Raw genomic sequence first — 17,300 nt, 5'->3', positions numbered from 1 at the left:
ATACAAAAAAGAGCTATCTCTTTTCAAAGATAGCTCTAACACATGAATCACTTTTCTACTATTATATTGTCTGTCTTTACAGATACATTTTTTGTGAATCCACTAACTACAAACATCACAATAATATTAACTAACAATGCGGCTATACCTATATTCACATCTTTTATACACTGCGGGACACCCGGAAACATCGTAGCTATAGTAGAACCAGCTAAATTGATATACGCGACAACCAACAACCCAATCCCCGCAATCGCACCTTGCTTCGTAATAATTTGACGAGGAAACAAACTACATACACGTGCTAGCACGTGTATTTTCTTCATCTCATTCTCCTTTACTTATAAAATTCATAATGGATGATACAAAGACTTCCACTCCAATTGGTAATGCGTCTTCGTCAATTGTAAAACGAGGATGGTGATGCGGATATATAATTCCCTTCTCTTCATTGCCTGCCCCAATAAAAAAGAAGGTTCCTGGTGCCTTTTGTAAAAATGCCGAAAAGTCTTCTCCTGCCATCGTTGGTTGTAAACGAACAACTCTCTCTCTTCCATACAGCTGTAATGCCGTATGTTCAATAAGCTCTGTAACTTCATAATCGTTCACAACTGGTCGATATCCATACTCATAAGAAAATGTATACTTAGCACCGTAGGATTCTGTAATATGTTTTACAATCCTTTCAAGCTTCTTCTTTGTTTCTTCTCTTAATTCATGCCTTAAACTTCTCACTGTCCCTTCAATCTCCGCTTGTTCCGGGATAACATTATGAGTTGTCCCAGAATGAAATCGTGTAACAGATACTACGAGAGAATCTAACGGATTCGTGAGGCGAGATACAATTTGCTGGATTTGCGAAACAACTTGTGCACCAATAGCGATACTATCAACTGTTTCGTGCGGAATTCCAGCATGCCCACCTTTTCCCTCTATCGTAATTTTAAAAACGTCCGGTGCCGCCATCGCCGGACCATAAATTACCCCTACTTTTCCAACCTCTAATGACGCCCAAAGATGAGCACCAATAATGTAATCCACACCTTCCATCACTCCCGCTGTGACCATTTCCTCTGCACCGCCCGGAAAGTTTTCTTCTGCATGTTGAAATAAAAAGCGAATCTCTCCTTTAACTTTCTCTCTTTCCTCTACCAACTTATGTACTACACCAAGCAATATTGCCATGTGACCATCGTGACCACACGCATGCATCACACCTGGATATGTAGAAATAAAATCAAACTTATTTTCTTCATGAATAGGAAGAGCATCCATATCAGCACGAACCGCGATGGTTTTACCAGGATGCTTACCAAATAGCCTTGCCATTACACTATATTTAGTAGGCCTTGAGACTTCTAAATACGGGATTTTCCGAAGTATGTCGAATACAAATTGAGATGTTTTTTCCTCTTGAAAAGATAACTCTGGATACTTATGAAAATGCCTTCTCCACTCAATCAACTGATTCTTTGATAAAACAAGTTCCTTTGCGACATCCATTTCTCTTCTCCCCTTCTTCACCAAGTTAAATGTTAGTATAGCGTGAACTGTTAACTTTTAAAAGAATCTTCAGAATTTTCTATAATAAATATTCAAAAATAAAAAGCCATCTCAAGATGACTTTTCACTTTATAAAATAGTAATCGCTTGTTTCCCCATTTGCTCCCACGCCTTTTCAAATTCAGCACGCGGAACAGCTTTTCGTGGATTGTTTGCAAGAGGATCATTTACGTATACAAAGTTTTGATCATATCCAATTACTACAACACTATGCTCATAATATGTAATTTTCACTTCACCTGAACTTGTATTCCATGTTTCAAAACTACTTTCAGCTAATGGTTTAAACGTTGTATTAATAATTACCCATACCGGAGAACCAGAACTAATTACTTTATATAGATCTTGCACGTCTCTGCCCGTTAAATTAATTACTTTTTCAGGAACATACTTTTCTGCTAAATTAAAAATTGGTTGATTATATACACCGTATCCTCGCTCAGCTTTCGTATAAATATTTCCAACGAATCCCTCATAAGGATTTCCATGCAAACCATTTTGTTCAAATGGGACGCGATGAATCTCACTAGCAAGTTGCATCTTATCTACTTGTACACCTTTATTTTGTAGTAGCATAGCTAAACTTGTCACTTCACAACCTCTAGGTAATTCAGGTAACTGTCTAATAAACGGAACCTCTGTAATCATTGCACTTTCTTTCATCTCAGAGAAAAGGTCTAACCGTAATTCTTGTGCCTTTCTCATAATTTTATCTTTCTCGAAAAAAAACACGACAGCAAATATAATACCGAAAATAAAAATATATTTTAACTTTTTCATCATAAACCAAACTCCATTATATCAATTATTTAAAGGCGCAACTTCTATCATTGTACCTTTCTTCTTACTAGTTTGCTAGAAAGATTCTGTAAATTATTATTCACAAATATCATCGTAAAATTCTAATTTTTTCGACAAAAAGAAAAAATGATATGCTTTTTCAGAACGTTTTACTAACAACAAAATTATTAACATAGTGAAAGAATCGCGTTTCCTTCACTATGTTAATAAACATTCTAAGGTATTTAGTCATAGTTAGTTTTTCCTTTACATACTCAGTTCACAACAAAATAAACCGAGTATGTTTTTCACTCCGCTCATGATTAAAAGTACCGAATGAAATCTAATTAACACATACAAAAAAAATATGGGGGGAGGGGCATATGAATCAACAAGTAGAACAAGCAGATTTAAAATACCGTACACCACTTTATCCAATAGTTCCAATCGTAGCTTTCTCATTCAATTTCCTTACATTTGTTAGTTTAGCCTTTATTCCAGATCAGAGAATTTCTCTGTCTTGCGGGATTCCATTTATAATCATTTGCTACATTTTATACCAAATTAAACATTCGGAAAGTTGTCACATTTGAACAAAAAAGAAATATAACCTAGGTAACAAGTTGAATATACTAAAAATTCAGTAATCTTTCTTATGATAAGATAATTTTTTTCTATTTATTGGATATGTTGGTATAACTTTATTTATCTTAAAATTCTCACAATAACGTTTTTATCTGGAAAATAGTTTACAATGTTATCAAGTTACAAATGATATTCACCTTAAAAAGCGTGCATTTGTGTCTATTTTTTAACAATATAATAAAAACTATTGCCAACTATAAATTAATAGGTTTATATTGTTTTATTGGCATAGTTTCAATCCAAGGAGAAAGGAGATTTTCAATCGTGCAACTAAAGAAAGCATTTTGGAAGTTGGCTTCGCTTCTTCCGTTATCATTAGTTCTGTTCCTCGGTGGCTGTGATAAAAAACTAGCAGTATTAAACCCGCAAGGACCTGTTGCAAAGGCACAGTATGATTTAATTGTTTGGTCATTCTTGCTTATGTCATTAATTATCGCAATTGTATTCATCTTGTTTACAGTCATCTTGATTCGTTATCGTGAAAAACCAGAGAATATGGACTATGAGCCACCTGATCAACACGGTAACACATTATTAGAAATCATTTGGACGATTATTCCTGTTATTATCGTTATCGCATTATCGATTCCAACAGTTAAAGCAACTTATGCTTCGGAAGAGGTTCCGCAAGAGTCCAAACATATTAAACCAGTTGAAATTTATGTTACATCTGCAAACTGGAAATGGTTATTTAGTTACCCGGAGGAAAAAATTGAAACCGTTAACTATTTAAACATCCCAGCTGGTGTACCAATTCAATTTAAACTGACTTCTGTAGGTCCAATGAATGCTTTCTGGGTACCAGAACTTGGTGGTATGAAGTATACAATGGATGGCATGATCATGGACTTATATTTACAAGCTGACAAACCAGGTTCTTACCTAGGTCGTAGCTCGAACTTCTCTGGTGAAGGATTCACTCACATGGAGTTCGAAGTTGAAGCAAAAACAAAAGAAAAGTATGACAAGTGGGTAAAAGAAGTACAAGAAACTGCTCCTAAACTAACAGAAGATAAGTACAACGATATTGTTAAACCTGGTGTAGTTGGTCGTATGACATTCTCTAGTCATCACTTAAGTTATGTAGATCCAAAATCACTTGAATATTGTGATTACAACTACTACAAAAACAAAAAATAATAGCTATTATTCCAACAGATTGGAGTGAACACAGTGAAGCTTGATGAATTTTTTGTCACAGGTGACCCGATTATTTACGGAGCTGACGCATCTATCGTTCTTGTGACATTAGCGATTCTTTTCGTACTAACAAAGTACAAAAAATGGAGATGGCTTTGGGATGAATGGTTAACAACTGTTGACCATAAAAAAATAGGAACCATGTATATTATCTCTGCCGTTATAATGTTATTCCGTGGTGGTATGGACGGTTTAATGATTCGTGCCCAGTTAACATTCCCAGATACAACATATTTAAACGCTGAACACTATAACGGAATCTTTACAACACATGGTACAGTTATGATTCTTTTCATGGCGATGCCATTCGTTCTAGGATTAATGAACGTCGTTGTACCATTACAAATTGGTGCTCGTGACGTTGCATATCCGTTCTTAAATGCTTTAAGTTTCTGGTTATTCTTTATTGGAGCAATGTTATTCAACATCGCTTTCGTAATCGGTGGTTCTCCAGACGCTGGGTGGACTTCTTACTTCCCAATGGCGGGTACAGAGTTTACTCCTGGTGTAGGAAATAACTTCTACGCAATCGCCTTACAGATTTCAGGTCTTGGTACGTTAATGACAGGTATTAACTTCCTAGTTACTATTTTAAAAATGCGTACACCTGGAATGAAATTAATGAAAATGCCAATGTTTACATGGTCTATTTTAATTACATGTGTAATCATTATTTTCGCTTTCCCAGTATTAACAGTAGCTCTTGCATTAATGACATTTGACCGTCTATTTGATGCTCACTTCTTTACGATGGCGAGCGGCGGTATGCCAATGCTCTGGGCCAACTTGTTCTGGGTATGGGGTCACCCTGAAGTATATATCGTTATTTTACCGGCATTCGGTATTTTCTCTGAAATCATTAGTACATTCTCACGTAAACGTCTATTCGGTTACAGTGCGATGGTATACTCAATGGTTGCAATTTCTTTACTAAGTTTCGTCGTATGGCTTCATCACTTCTTCACGATGGGTGCAGGTCCAGCGGTTAACTCGTTCTTCTCGATTTCGACAATGGCGATTTCGATTCCAACCGGTGTTAAAATATTTAACTGGTTGTTTACGCTGTATAAAGGACGTATTCGTTTTACAGTTCCAATGCTTTGGTCATTGGCATTTATTCCAAACTTCGTAGTTGGTGGAGTTACAGGGGTTATGCTTGGAATGGCAGCAGCTGATTATCAATACCATAACAGCTACTTCCTAGTCGCTCATTTCCACTACGTATTAATCGCAGGTACAGTATTCGCTATGCTTGCTGGATTCACATTCTGGTATCCAAAAATGACAGGTCATATGCTAAATGAACGCCTTGGTAAATGGACATTCTGGATCTTTATGAGCGGATTTAACATCTGTTTCTTCCCAATGTACTTCCTAGGTTTAGATGGTATGACTCGTCGTATGTACACTTACTCTGAAAGCCTTGGATGGGGTTGGTTGAACCAAATCGCATCTGTCGGCGCAGTAATGATGGGTATCGGATTCGTAATTCTTTGTTACAACGTAATTTGGAGTGCACGTCACGGTGAACGTGACACAACTGGAGATCCATGGGATGGCCGTACACTTGAATGGGCAACTCACTCTCCTGTACAACATTACAACTTCGCGAAACTTCCTGAAATTAAAGAAGCTGATGCTTTCTGGTTCATGAAAAAACGTGGAGAAACAATTACACCAACAGCAGATGAATTAAAACCAATTCACATGCCAAGTAATTCTGGTGTGCCTATTATTATGTCTGCATTCTTCGGTCTTGCAGGTTTTGCATTAGTATTTAGCTGGTTCTGGATTGCAGCAATCGGTGGTATTGGTATTTTAGGTTGCTTAATCTATCGTTCATTCGATTATGATGATGGCTACTACGTAAGCATTGAAGAAATTAAAGAAACAGAACATATAGCATGAGAGGTGAAATGACATGGCGGCTTTAGATAAAAGCTTACCTTTGGAATATCAATCTGAACAAAGCAGATTGAATATCCTAGGATTCTGGATTTTTCTTGGGGCTGAAATTATGCTGTTCGCAACACTTTTCGCCTCTTATCTAGTCCTTGCTGGTCGTACGGCTGATGGCCCAACACCAGCGCAATTGTTTGAAGTTAAAACACTTTTAATTCAAACACTGTTACTTTTAACAAGTAGTTTTACATGTGGTATCGCAATTCACGAAATGCGTAAACACAATCAAAAAGGAATGTTAGCTTGGTTTATCCTGACTTTACTTTTAGGTGCAGGCTTCCTATTCTTTGAAATTGAAGAATTCATTTTGTACGTTGGTGAAGGCGCAACTATTCAAACAAGTGCTTTCTTATCTGCATTCTTCGTTCTTCTTGGAACGCATGGTGCCCACGTAACAGGTGGTATCATTTGGGCAACTTGTGTTATTATCCAAATTTTAAAACGAGGTTTAACACCAGTTACAGCTCGTAAAGTATTTATTATCAGCTTATACTGGCATTTCCTTGATCTTGTTTGGGTCTTTATTTACACACTAGTTTACTTGAACGGGATGGTGGCGTAAATGGATCAAAATAACAATCAAGCAAATGCGCATAGCGGATTCCCATGGTCACACGTTTTCGGATTTATTTTATCGCTTGCACTAACGTTTCTAGCGTTATACGTGGCACTTTACACAAACCTGCCACTTTCAACGATATTAACAACTATCATCATCATGGCAGTTGCGCAAGCGTTATTACAATTAATTATGTTCATGCACTTAAAAGAAGGAGAAGGAAGCATTCAAATCCTTACAATGATATACAGTTTCTTCGTTGCAATTGCAACAGTTGGTCTTACTGTATGGATTTTCTTCTCAATGTAATTTGCATGAAAAAGACTGCTGAGATTCCTCGGCAGTCTTTTTTTATTCTCTCCCCCTATTACATCCACATTACGGAATTAACAACAAAATCATGAAAAATATACTTATTATGACAAATGTTAAGAAAACTCTTTCTTTATGAAATCGAATCCATATGCGTTGCTTTTCTACCTATTATATGGCTAAATAGGTACTATATTTATTTGAAGGGAGAGAACGCAGTGGAACATCCTTCTTCTGTTCTATCACTGATGGTTGTTGTCGCAATCACGTTTTTCGTTCCCCTTTTGTTACAGCGCTTTAAATTAAAAGCACTTCCTGTCGTTGTTGCAGAAATTATCGCAGGAATCTTTGTAGGTAAAAGTGGATTTAACATCATTGAGCCAGATATGTGGCTTCAAGTCTTATCAACACTAGGGTTTATCTTCCTAATGTTTTTAAGTGGTTTAGAAATTGACTTTTCGATCTTTAAGCAAAAAGGGAAAAAGAATACGACAAACGAACCAAACACATTCCAAGCAGCAAGCATTATCTTCTTATTTATTTTCATTTTATCTTATGCCCTATCATTACTATTCGTATGGCTAGGATTCGTAGACAATGCAATGTTCATGACTTTAATTATTTCAACTATTTCTTTAGGTGTCGTTGTGCCCACATTAAAAGAAAATAACTTAGGAAAAACCGCAATCGGGCAAATCATTTTATTAGTCGCTGTTATTGCAGACTTAGTTACAATGATTTTACTCGCTGTATTCGTCGGATTAAATTCCGAAAGTGGCCAAAGTATGTGGCTTCTACTTCTTCTATTCGGTGCTGGTATTGTAATTTACTTTGTCGCAAGACGTTTTAAAAATATTCCATACCTAGAAAGCCTAAAAGCCGGTAGTGTACAAATTGATACACGAGCTGTTTTTGCACTCATCTTAATATTAGTTGGATTATCTGAATCTGTTGGGGCAGAAAATATTTTGGGAGCCTTTTTAGCAGGTGTACTCGTATCTTTATTATCACCAAATGAAGATATGGTTGAAAAACTTGATTCCATCGGATATGGTTTCTTCATCCCTATTTTCTTCGTAATGGTTGGTGTAAATCTAGAAGTATGGTCTATTTTTAAAGAGCCTTCTAGTATGCTAATGATCCCAATTCTAATTGTGGGACTCTTTATTTCAAAACTGTTGCCATCACTCGTCTTACGAAAATGGTACCCACGCAATATCGTACTCGGAAGTGCCATTTTGTTAACATCAACACTTTCTTTAGTTATTGCGGCTGCACAAATCGGTGAAAAGCTAGGCATCATTAGCCCAAGTTTATCAGCATCTCTTATTTTAAGCGCAGTTATTACTTGTATTTTTGCACCTATATTATTTAACAAGATGTTTCCAAAAGTGGAAACACCAAAACCGAAAGTATCTATTATTGGTGCAAGCAGAATTACCCTTCCGCTATCACTTGATTTAAAACGTGAAGAGTATGACGTAACACTATATATGATACGTCAAAATAAAATAAATGATGAGGAAGCGAAATCTCATGACTTCCCTATTGTAAAATTAGATGAGATTACTATTCAATCTTTAATGGAACAAAAAGCTTTCGAAGCAGACCGTGTTGTTGTTGCGACAAGTGATGATGAACAAAACTTATTATTAGCAGAACACGCAAAAGAATTAGGTGTTGAACACGTCATCGCAAGTGTAGAAGATCCCCTTCTACAAGAAAAGGCGACTCAAGAACATATCGCTGTATTCTCGACTATTAACTCTACACGTATTTTATTACGTGCACTTATTGATAAACCAAGTCTCGTTCGCTTAATTACAACAGCAAATGAAACGGTGCGTGAGGTTGCACTACGAAGTAATAAATATAACGGCTTAGCACTTCGTCGCCTTCCGTTTTTAGGTGATGTACTTGTCATTCAAATTTACCGTGGTAATAAAGCATTAATACCACATGGTGATACGAAGTTACAGTATGGCGATACTTTACTTGTAACGGGTTCAAAAGAACATATTGATACAATGAAAAATATATTAGAGTAGAAAATGCCCCTCACATAAATGAGGGGCATTTTTTCATTTTCATATGGTAAAATGTTACTATCACGTATTATGGGGATGAATAACATTATGTCTATTTCAACTTTAGCTCTCTTATTATTAGCAGAAATACTCGTCGCCATTATTCTCATCGGTATTAGCATTGAAATTTGTAGCTACGGATGGAAAAAATCAAATGGAATTAAGTACTTTTGTCTCTTATTTTCACTCCTTCTCGGAACCGCTAGCATACTAGGACTTCTCGTTGCACCCGCATATTTCTTCTTACAACTTATAGAAAAAGGCTTATAAGAAAGGATGATATTATGATTACAGTGAAACATATTGATGCATCTGAAACATACTTATTACGCCAAAAGGTTTTGCGTCCCAATCAATCATTAGCAGATTGTAAATACGATTCAGATTACGAAACAGACGCCTTTCATTTAGGTGCATTTCTACATGATGAACTTGTTAGCATCGCCTCCTTCTCTAAAGAAATACATCCTGATTTACAAGCTGGTACCCACTATCGTCTACGAGGAATGGCAACATTACCTAATTTCCGAAACCAGCATGCTGGCAGCTCCTTAATTCGTAAAGCTGAACAAGTCCTCCAAGAACGCGAAGCAAATATTCTATGGTGTAATGCCCGAATTACCGTAGCCGATTATTACAAACGATTAGGTTTCCATGAGCATGGTGAAATCTTCGAGATTGATCCAATAGGACTCCATAAAGTAATGTATAAAGAAATATAAGAAAAGCTTTCTGCATATCGCAGAAAGCTTTTCTTATATTTCATTTTCACTTTTTATTTTTTTCATATATATGTATATAAACAAACTAGGAATTAAAAAGCAAGCAAACATAATAAGTCCTGTTATACTAATTTCCTTTATCGAAATATCTGGTGTTACAATGATACAAATAGCTAAAATACCAATAACAATACCTACTGGAATGAATAATAGCTTCATGAAATAACTACGAGATACTCCCCCTGTATGCTCATACACTTCCACCGAATTTTTTAAGTTTAAAAAGTTAATAACTATTATCCCGCCCATAAATACCATTAATAAATCCGAAACACTTTCATATCCTGCCCCTTGCAAAACATAACGGTAAAACACGATACTTAGTATGACAATATTTTGTAAGATGAAAGCTAGTCTAATATGCTTTAACCCCTCGATCATTAAACGTTCATCTTTCACGATTTTCACCCTATCACTCCTTTTCCTCCCAAAACAAATCATTCAATGTTTTATCTACCGCATAACAAATTTTCAAACATAAATCTAAAGATGGATTGTATTTCCCCTTCTCAATTAAACTAATCGTTTGCCTTGTAACGCCTACTTTTTCTGCTAATTGTTGCTGTGTTAAATCTAACTGAACACGCGCGACTTTTATTTTACTTACAGCCATTCATGTTCCTCCTCTATCTTTATTGTAACATATATATGTCATTAAGTAATTTATACCTTACAAATTTGGTTTAATTTTCACCTTATCCCGCTATTTGTGGGCAGTAAAACTCCCACCTCAAAATTCGGCTGGAGCAAAGAAGTTAGGTGGGAGCCCTGCTGCCCGTAAACGCCCGATTGGTGAAGGCTAATAAGCAGTGGGGATAAACAAAAGCCCCACTGCTTATAGTTTCACTTTATTATACACAAAAAAAGAGCCTCTCATAAGAAGCCCTCTTTCTATATCTATATTATAAGAATAAATGACATCCAAATAAAATTGTAAATAAGTATAGTAACGGATGTACTTCCATCCCTTTTCCCTTCACAATCTTTAAGATTGGATACACTAAAAATCCGATTGCAATTCCATTCGCAATACTAGATGTTAACGGAATACCAACGAAAATTAAAAATGCTGGTAATGCATCTTCAAACTCATCCCAATTAATATCACGAATGCTTTGTGCCATTAAACTCCCTACTATAATTAGTGATGGGGCTGTAATAGCAGCTACATTTGATAAAGAAGCAATAACAGGGCTAAAGAATGCCGTTATAATCGTTAAACAAACTACTACAATACCTGTCAATCCAGTTTTACCACCTGCCGCAATTCCAGCTGACGATTCAATTGTCGCTGCTGTCGGGCTTGTCCCAAAGATAGAACCTGTCGTCCCACCAATTGCATCTGCAATGAACGCCTTACCAAAGCGCTTTTCAGTGTTATCTGTATTTAAACCTGCTTGTTTAATTAAACCAAGTAACGCACCTGTTGTATCAAATAAAAGTACAAGTAAGAATGAAAAAATAACCCCATATAAACCGTATTGAATTACATCTGAAAATGCATTGATAGGGTTTGAAACAATAATTCCTTCTGGTAAATGTGGCATTGCGACAATGTTATTTTCAAACTTTAATTGCCCTGTAAAGAAAGCAATAATCCCTGTCACAATCATACTAATAAACAATGCACCACTAACACGTAATACCATTAATACCGCCGCTAACACTAAACCAACTATTGTTAAAATAACAGCCGGTGAATGAAAGTCTCCGATTGTAACTAAGTTAGATGGATGGTCAACGATAATACCCGAAAGTCGCAATCCAATAAAAGCAATAAATAATCCGATTCCACCTGCAATTGCATGTTTTAAACTGTCAGGAATTGCGACAATTAGCTTTTGCCTAAACGAGGTGAAAGATAATAAAAGAAAAATAATACCTGTTACAAATACTGCCGAAAACGCAATGACATATGTAATCCCCTCTGCCTGTTGAACAACAGAATAAGCAAAATATGCATTCATTCCCATAGCTGGAGCAATAACAATTGGATAGTTAGCTAAAAACGCCATACATAGCGTTCCAACAACTGTCGCAATAATAGTTGCTGTAAATGCTTGATCAAATGGTACACCTGCATCAGATAATATTTTCGGATTGATGACAAGAATATACGCAAATGTAAAAAAAGTTGTGATGCCAGCTAAAATTTCTTGCTTCACAGAAGTGTTATACTTTTGTAATTGAAACATACTTATGTACCCTTCCTACACTTGAATTATTATCACACATTCTTTTCTTATTAGTATGTGAGAAAATGTAATACTTAATCTTAACAATCAATAAAAAGAAGAGTCAATATATTCTCTAATAGTTAGAATTTTAAGTTTAAGTCTGACAAATACAGATGTAGTACAGTGTATTATGATTATTTTTGTAGCATAACAGATAGAAATGTTTTATAATTTGAAATAGTTAAATATTTAGTGGATTCATTCAAATATTGTTCACTCTACAGGGGGTATTCTTCTTATGCAGCAAACAAACAAATCTGAAAATTTAAACCGTGGCTTAAAACAAAGGCATATTACTTTAATGTCTCTCGGTTCAGCTATTGGCGTTGGACTATTTTTAGGATCAGCTTCCGCTATTAAACTAGCTGGCCCATCTATTTTACTAGGCTATATGATTGCCGGACTCGTTATTTTCTTCATTATGCGCGCACTCGGAGAAATGGCAATTGAACAACCGGTTGCTGGCTCTTTTAGTAAATATGCAAATGATTACATCAGCCCACTAGCTGGGTATATTACAGGCTGGAATTACTGGTTTTTATGGGTTGTTACTTGTATGGCGGAAATTACAGCAGCAGGCATTTACATGCAGTACTGGTTCCCTGATATCCCGCGCTGGACTTGGGCATTACTAGCTCTTTTATTAATGAGTGCTTTCAACTTCTTATCTGTGAAAGTATTTGGAGAACTTGAGTTTTGGTTTGCTCTCATCAAAATTGTCACAATTATCTGTATGATAGTGATTGGCTTTGGTATTATTCTATTCGGATTTGGAAATGGCGGCGTTGCAACTGGTATTTCAAATCTTTGGGAACATGGGGGCTGGTTCCCAAATGGCTTCTCTGGATTATTACTTTCCTTACAAATGGTATTATTCGCTTATTTAGGAGTCGAACTTATCGGAGTTACAGCTGGTGAGGCTCAAAATCCGAAAAAGACACTCGCAAAAGCAATTGATAATGTATTTTGGAGAATTTTAATATTCTACGTTGGAGCTCTATTCGTTATGATGGCAATTTACCCTTGGAACGAACTTGGCGAAAAAGGAAGTCCCTTCGTGCTAACATTCCAGCAAATTGGTATCGCGAAGGCAGCGGGCATTATTAACTTTGTTGTTTTAACAGCAGCTCTTTCTTCTTGTAACGGTGGTTTGTTTAGTACAGGCCGTATGCTATTTACATTAGCACAACAAAAGAAAGCACCCGAACGATTCGGTCGTTTAAATAAAAACGGTATTCCGAGTCAAGGAATTATCGCAACAGCAATCGTTTTACTCGTTGGCGTTATATTAAACTATCTTGTTCCTGCAAAAGTGTTTACATGGTTAACTAGTATTTCAACTTTCGGCGCAATTTGGACTTGGGGTATAATATTAGTCGCTCAAATTAAATTCCGTAAAGGATTACAATCTAATAAAAAGGAAAAACTAACATATAAAATGCCTTTACACCCATTAAGTTCATATTTCTCACTCGGCTTCCTTGTACTTGTACTAGGTATAATGGCTTATTCAGAAGATACACGAATCGCATTAATCGTCGGTCCAATTTGGCTTATTGGCTTGGCTATCGTGTATTACATGAAAGGGTTCCATAAACTTGATGAATCATCTAATTCAAAAATTAGTTAAGTCCACGATCTCTTCCTACTTTACTAGGGAGAGATTTTTTCATTATTCGCGCAAATATTTCTCAATCAAATTAACGTTATCTTTACACTATTTCATATTTTCTATCTTTATTTTTACAGAAAAATAAATTACATTATTAAAGCACATATATTTATTATTAGGGGGATTCTTCTATGAAGAATAAAAAATGGATTCAATTTTCTTTAGCAACAGCAATCACACTTAGTATAGGGAGTTCTTACATTCCGTCTACTTACGCCGAAAGCTCCGTAGACCCAGCTCCTGAAATTGCTGCAAAAGTTATAAATCAAAACAATGGTAAGAAAGTATTATTCGATAATACACACGGTCAAACGGCCGGGACAGCTGATTGGGTTATTGATGGCGGTTTTTCTGATTTCGGAAACGGCATTGCCCAAAACGGATATCATGTAAAAGAACTTCGTAAATCAACATCTATTACATACGACGATTTAAAAAATTACAATGTATTTATCGTTCCCGAAGCAAATATTCCTTACAAAAAATCTGAACAAGATGCAATGTTACAATACGTAAAAAATGGCGGAAGTATCTTCTTCATTGCCGATCATTATAATGCAGATCGTAATAAAAACCGTTGGGACTCTTCAGAAGTATTCAATGGATATAGACGCGGTGCATGGGATAATCCAGCAAAAGGCATGTCTAGTGACGAAGTAAATTCACAGGCTATGCAAGGAGTCGAAAGCTCTGATTGGCTATCCGATAATTTCGGTATTCGCTTCCGTTACAATGCACTTGGTGATGTTTCAGCTAAAAATATTGTCTCACCTGCGCAATCATTCGGAATTACAACTGGCGTTTCATCTGTAGCAATGCATGCCGGCTCTACTCTTGCGATTACAAATCCAAAACTAGCGAAAGGCCTTGTATATCTTCCAGAAAATCCATCAAAATGGAATAACGCTGTTGATAGCGGCGTTTATAACGGTGGTGGCGTTGCAGAGGGTCCTTATGCTGCCATTTCGAAAGTTGGCCTTGGAAAAGCAGCCTTTATTGGTGATTCTTCTCCTGTTGAAGATGCTACGCCAAAATATGTTCGTGAAGATTCAGGTCAATCAAAGAAAACTTATGATGGTTATAAAGAAGAAAACGATGCTGTTCTATTAGAAAACATCGTGAATTGGTTAGCGAAGCAAGAAACATTTACAAGCTTAGATCAAGTGAGTGGTTTACAGCTTGATGCACCTACAGCTCTACAAACATTTGAACAACCAAGTTTATCAACAGAACCACAACCAGAACCTTGGAGCGCACCAAGTCAAGGTTACCAGTGGTTCAATACAAATACTTTCAAACCAGGTTCATACGGCTATAACGGTGCAGTGACAACGAGTGATTACGTAATTACGCACCCTAGCATTCTACCAAACAATGAAGTGTTCCAAATGAAGATTCAAGTAAATAACTTATTACCAAATACAACGTACAATAATTATTCTTTAGGTATCTTCACAACTGGCGGAACACAGGTGGCAAAAGTTCAAAATACAAATGGCACTTGGCCATCTTCTTTCGGATATAGCAGTGCATTCTCTTTCATCACAAATAGCCAAGGATCTGCTGAAAAAATTGTGAATGTACAACTTGATCCAAATACAACTGGACAAGCAACACTTCGTCTACGTCAAAATACGACAGCGAAATATAGTGAAACTGTAACGATTAATAAAAAATAATGAAAAAGGCAATCCGGATATGGATTGCCTTCTTTTCACTTCTCTTCTTTTGAGAAAAACATTCTTGAAATAACGATACCTATACTACCAACGATTAAGAATAACACCGCCCTGATCATCATCGACACCTCTGGTAGATCGAGAAGGAATAACTTCCCTACTGTTACTACTAATACGACTAAGCCAGCATATAATATTTCGTTCATCTGTCTATAACGGCCAAACCAAACTGCAAATAACGCATATACCATCCATAATAACGATACAGATACGCTAATTATACTTCCATCTGTAGAAAGAACTTCACCGATTCTAGTAATTGTAATAAATACAATGACCATTAACGAGTAGAGCGCTATCGAATAAACATATTTACCAAAACTCGCTAACACTTCTTTCGCTTGTCTCATGCAATAATAGAACGTTCCTATCAAAATAATATGAGCGACAAATCCTGCCGAAATGAAATGATCAAACGGGCTAAAAATCGTCTGCACCATTCCAATCGCATAAATCGTTGCACTTACATATAATTTAATATTTTGCTTTACTTTAATAGCAGTAACCATACCAAGGAAACCTTGTAACAATAATACGATTGCTGCATTCACCAAACTGTACTCGTATAAAATCGCTAAACTAAATGACCCCATTGCAAAGCCAAATATTAGATTTGTAAATACAGAATGTTTATTCTTCCTATATTCAAGTGCGAACATAACAACATGCACGAATGCACTTATAACTAATCCCCACGTTGTAAATTCAGGAATTTGAGAAATGGCTAAAATAAAGAAAACTGCATTCGCACTAAATATCGCCAATCTTGCTTCTTGTATAAAACTTCTCTCCGAAAACATATGCCAAAATAATAGTAAATGAATTGCGCCGTATACAACTGTTAACTGTACTTGCACATTCTCTACTAATATTGACATAACAGCAAAGAAGACAAATAGGACAATTGCCGCCACAACATAAGAAATCATATACAAGTACTTATAACGGTTTCTCAATGCATACCATAATAGACTAATTGTTAATATCGTCTCATAACTAAAGAAAATATACGTATTAGGAGTCGTACTATTTAACAAGAAAGGAACAAAAAATGCTCCCACCGCCACGAAAATAGCGAGGTATTCCGATTTATATCTTTTCGCTAAATAAATCCCTAAAACAACCCATATAATGTTGCAAATAAACGCAATACTTGCAGGAATAAATTCATATAAATAATGTGCCGCAAACGTTGTTAAAACAATTCCCGTAATACTTCCTCCTGCTAATACTAACCCTAACGCTTGCCGCTCTCTTTTAATTTGTATATCTCCTACATAATACAAACCGGCAGATAGTACGATACCAAACACAACCCGTATCGCTGGTGTTAACAATCCGGCATTTACACCTGCTTTAAATAACCAAATAACGCCAAGTAGCATAATACCGACAAATATGCGTGGTAACCATGTTTGACAAAACTTTATAATATTAAATGGTTCTGGTTTAAATGCAGATATATCTACTTGTTTCACCTCTGGCTCTTGCATGGACTCCCTCTTCTTAACAACATCTTCTTGTAACTTTTCATTACTTACTGCTTCAATATATTCTTTCTTTTCCTTATTAACATTTTGTTGAACTTTATCTACTTCTATTTTTCTTTGTTTCGCTTTCAATTCATAAAGTGTCTCTTGCATCGTTTCAATTGCCGTTTCGAGCGCTTCTATTTTCTTATTTAAATCCTCCTTCATACAATCCCCCCTCATCATCGATTTTTCACTTGACCTATATATTACCAATTACCTTTATCATACTC

The 17,300-nt window shown here is 36.1% G+C and carries 15 protein-coding genes and 2 pseudogenes; 10 read left to right on the top strand and 7 right to left on the bottom strand.

Annotated elements, in window-relative coordinates; all coding sequences use genetic code 11:
* Positions 1 to 47 precede the first annotated feature (47 nt).
* The 3 genes and pseudogenes from JTF23_RS11370 to JTF23_RS11360 form a co-directional block, all read right to left on the bottom strand.
* Positions 48 to 305: pseudogene (locus JTF23_RS11370) on the bottom strand (sodium:solute symporter family protein); the annotation flags it as partial.
* Between the two features lie 22 nt (positions 306 to 327).
* Complete coding sequence (locus JTF23_RS11365) at positions 328 to 1,503, bottom strand: amidohydrolase (protein ID WP_204208779.1); 1,176 nt, start codon at positions 1,501 to 1,503, stop codon at positions 328 to 330.
* Positions 1,504 to 1,632: 129 nt separating this feature from the next.
* Positions 1,633 to 2,343: a C39 family peptidase gene (locus tag JTF23_RS11360; RefSeq protein ID WP_088077545.1), complete on the bottom strand. Its 711-nt coding sequence runs from the start codon at positions 2,341 to 2,343 to the stop codon at positions 1,633 to 1,635.
* A gap of 407 nt (positions 2,344 to 2,750) precedes the next feature.
* On the opposite strand from JTF23_RS11360, the pseudogene JTF23_RS11355 reads away from it, so the two are divergent.
* From JTF23_RS11355 to JTF23_RS11320, 8 genes and pseudogenes are all read left to right on the top strand, one after another.
* Positions 2,751 to 2,958: pseudogene (locus tag JTF23_RS11355) on the top strand (amino acid permease); the annotation flags it as partial.
* 294 nt (positions 2,959 to 3,252) lie between these two features.
* On the top strand, positions 3,253 to 4,128 hold the full coding sequence (locus JTF23_RS11350) for a cytochrome aa3 quinol oxidase subunit II (protein WP_002159258.1): 876 nt from the start codon (positions 3,253 to 3,255) through the stop codon (positions 4,126 to 4,128).
* A gap of 33 nt (positions 4,129 to 4,161) precedes the next feature.
* The gene (qoxB, locus tag JTF23_RS11345) at positions 4,162 to 6,096 is read left to right on the top strand and encodes a cytochrome aa3 quinol oxidase subunit I (protein WP_002159259.1); all 1,935 of its coding nucleotides are present in this window, start codon (positions 4,162 to 4,164) and stop codon (positions 6,094 to 6,096) included.
* Positions 6,097 to 6,109: 13 nt separating this feature from the next.
* Entirely contained in the window at positions 6,110 to 6,712 is a 603-nt protein-coding gene (qoxC, locus tag JTF23_RS11340) for a cytochrome aa3 quinol oxidase subunit III (RefSeq protein WP_002029841.1), read from the top strand.
* Positions 6,713 to 7,018 carry a cytochrome aa3 quinol oxidase subunit IV gene (gene qoxD, locus JTF23_RS11335; RefSeq protein WP_002159260.1) on the top strand — a complete coding sequence of 102 codons (306 nt, stop codon included), beginning with the start codon at positions 6,713 to 6,715 and terminating at the stop codon, positions 7,016 to 7,018.
* Between the two features lie 221 nt (positions 7,019 to 7,239).
* Positions 7,240 to 9,069, top strand: coding sequence for a monovalent cation:proton antiporter family protein (locus JTF23_RS11330; protein WP_204208778.1), 1,830 nt, complete (start codon positions 7,240 to 7,242; stop codon positions 9,067 to 9,069).
* A gap of 18 nt (positions 9,070 to 9,087) precedes the next feature.
* On the top strand, positions 9,088 to 9,378 hold the full coding sequence (locus JTF23_RS11325; protein ID WP_204208777.1) for a DUF4022 family protein: 291 nt from the start codon (positions 9,088 to 9,090) through the stop codon (positions 9,376 to 9,378).
* A gap of 14 nt (positions 9,379 to 9,392) precedes the next feature.
* Positions 9,393 to 9,830 carry a GNAT family N-acetyltransferase gene (locus tag JTF23_RS11320; RefSeq protein ID WP_204208776.1) on the top strand — a complete coding sequence of 146 codons (438 nt, stop codon included), beginning with the start codon at positions 9,393 to 9,395 and terminating at the stop codon, positions 9,828 to 9,830.
* 33 nt (positions 9,831 to 9,863) lie between these two features.
* Here JTF23_RS11320 and JTF23_RS11315 read toward each other — a convergent pair whose 3' ends face one another.
* The 3 genes from JTF23_RS11315 to JTF23_RS11305 all read right to left on the bottom strand — a co-directional run bounded on the left by JTF23_RS11315 (position 9,864) and on the right by JTF23_RS11305 (position 12,085).
* Entirely contained in the window at positions 9,864 to 10,298 is a 435-nt protein-coding gene (locus tag JTF23_RS11315) for a hypothetical protein (protein ID WP_078173805.1), read from the bottom strand.
* Positions 10,299 to 10,302: 4 nt separating this feature from the next.
* Positions 10,303 to 10,503 carry a helix-turn-helix transcriptional regulator gene (locus JTF23_RS11310; RefSeq protein WP_000301182.1) on the bottom strand — a complete coding sequence of 67 codons (201 nt, stop codon included), beginning with the start codon at positions 10,501 to 10,503 and terminating at the stop codon, positions 10,303 to 10,305.
* Between the two features lie 289 nt (positions 10,504 to 10,792).
* Positions 10,793 to 12,085 carry an NCS2 family permease gene (locus JTF23_RS11305; protein WP_002159265.1) on the bottom strand — a complete coding sequence of 431 codons (1,293 nt, stop codon included), beginning with the start codon at positions 12,083 to 12,085 and terminating at the stop codon, positions 10,793 to 10,795.
* A gap of 280 nt (positions 12,086 to 12,365) precedes the next feature.
* Here JTF23_RS11305 and JTF23_RS11300 point away from each other — a divergent pair, with 280 nt between their 5' ends.
* On the top strand, positions 12,366 to 13,757 hold the full coding sequence (locus tag JTF23_RS11300) for an amino acid permease (RefSeq protein ID WP_078173807.1): 1,392 nt from the start codon (positions 12,366 to 12,368) through the stop codon (positions 13,755 to 13,757).
* 173 nt (positions 13,758 to 13,930) lie between these two features.
* On the top strand, positions 13,931 to 15,478 hold the full coding sequence (locus JTF23_RS11295) for a DNA-binding protein (protein WP_204208775.1): 1,548 nt from the start codon (positions 13,931 to 13,933) through the stop codon (positions 15,476 to 15,478).
* A 35-nt stretch (positions 15,479 to 15,513) separates the two neighbouring features.
* Here the strand turns inward: JTF23_RS11295 and JTF23_RS11290 are convergent, their stop codons facing one another.
* Positions 15,514 to 17,235, bottom strand: a complete 1,722-nt coding sequence (locus JTF23_RS11290; protein ID WP_131231997.1) for a DUF2339 domain-containing protein — start codon at positions 17,233 to 17,235, stop codon at positions 15,514 to 15,516.
* Positions 17,236 to 17,300 lie beyond the last annotated feature (65 nt).

Source organism: Bacillus sp. RIT 809 (assembly GCF_016892495.1).
GTDB classification, from domain to species: domain Bacteria; phylum Bacillota; class Bacilli; order Bacillales; family Bacillaceae_G; genus Bacillus_A; species Bacillus_A cereus_U.
The sequence above is the reverse complement of the archived record's forward strand: the minus strand, read 5'-3'. Positions and strand labels throughout refer to the sequence as shown.

Excerpts from the sequence above, each read along its gene's own strand:
- JTF23_RS11320 (WP_204208776.1), top strand. The coding sequence starts at position 9,393 with ATGATTACAGTGAAACATATTGATGCATCTGAAACATACTTATTACGC.
- JTF23_RS11305 (WP_002159265.1), bottom strand. The coding sequence starts at position 12,085 with ATGTTTCAATTACAAAAGTATAACACTTCTGTGAAGCAAGAAATTTTA.
- JTF23_RS11295 (WP_204208775.1), top strand. The coding sequence starts at position 13,931 with ATGAAGAATAAAAAATGGATTCAATTTTCTTTAGCAACAGCAATCACA.
- qoxD (WP_002159260.1), top strand. The coding sequence starts at position 6,713 with ATGGATCAAAATAACAATCAAGCAAATGCGCATAGCGGATTCCCATGG.
- JTF23_RS11365 (WP_204208779.1), bottom strand. The coding sequence starts at position 1,503 with ATGGATGTCGCAAAGGAACTTGTTTTATCAAAGAATCAGTTGATTGAG.
- JTF23_RS11300 (WP_078173807.1), top strand. The coding sequence starts at position 12,366 with ATGCAGCAAACAAACAAATCTGAAAATTTAAACCGTGGCTTAAAACAA.
- JTF23_RS11290 (WP_131231997.1), bottom strand. The coding sequence starts at position 17,235 with ATGAAGGAGGATTTAAATAAGAAAATAGAAGCGCTCGAAACGGCAATT.
- JTF23_RS11360 (WP_088077545.1), bottom strand. The coding sequence starts at position 2,343 with ATGAAAAAGTTAAAATATATTTTTATTTTCGGTATTATATTTGCTGTC.
- JTF23_RS11310 (WP_000301182.1), bottom strand. The coding sequence starts at position 10,503 with ATGGCTGTAAGTAAAATAAAAGTCGCGCGTGTTCAGTTAGATTTAACA.
- JTF23_RS11325 (WP_204208777.1), top strand. The coding sequence starts at position 9,088 with ATGAGGGGCATTTTTTCATTTTCATATGGTAAAATGTTACTATCACGT.
- qoxC (WP_002029841.1), top strand. The coding sequence starts at position 6,110 with ATGGCGGCTTTAGATAAAAGCTTACCTTTGGAATATCAATCTGAACAA.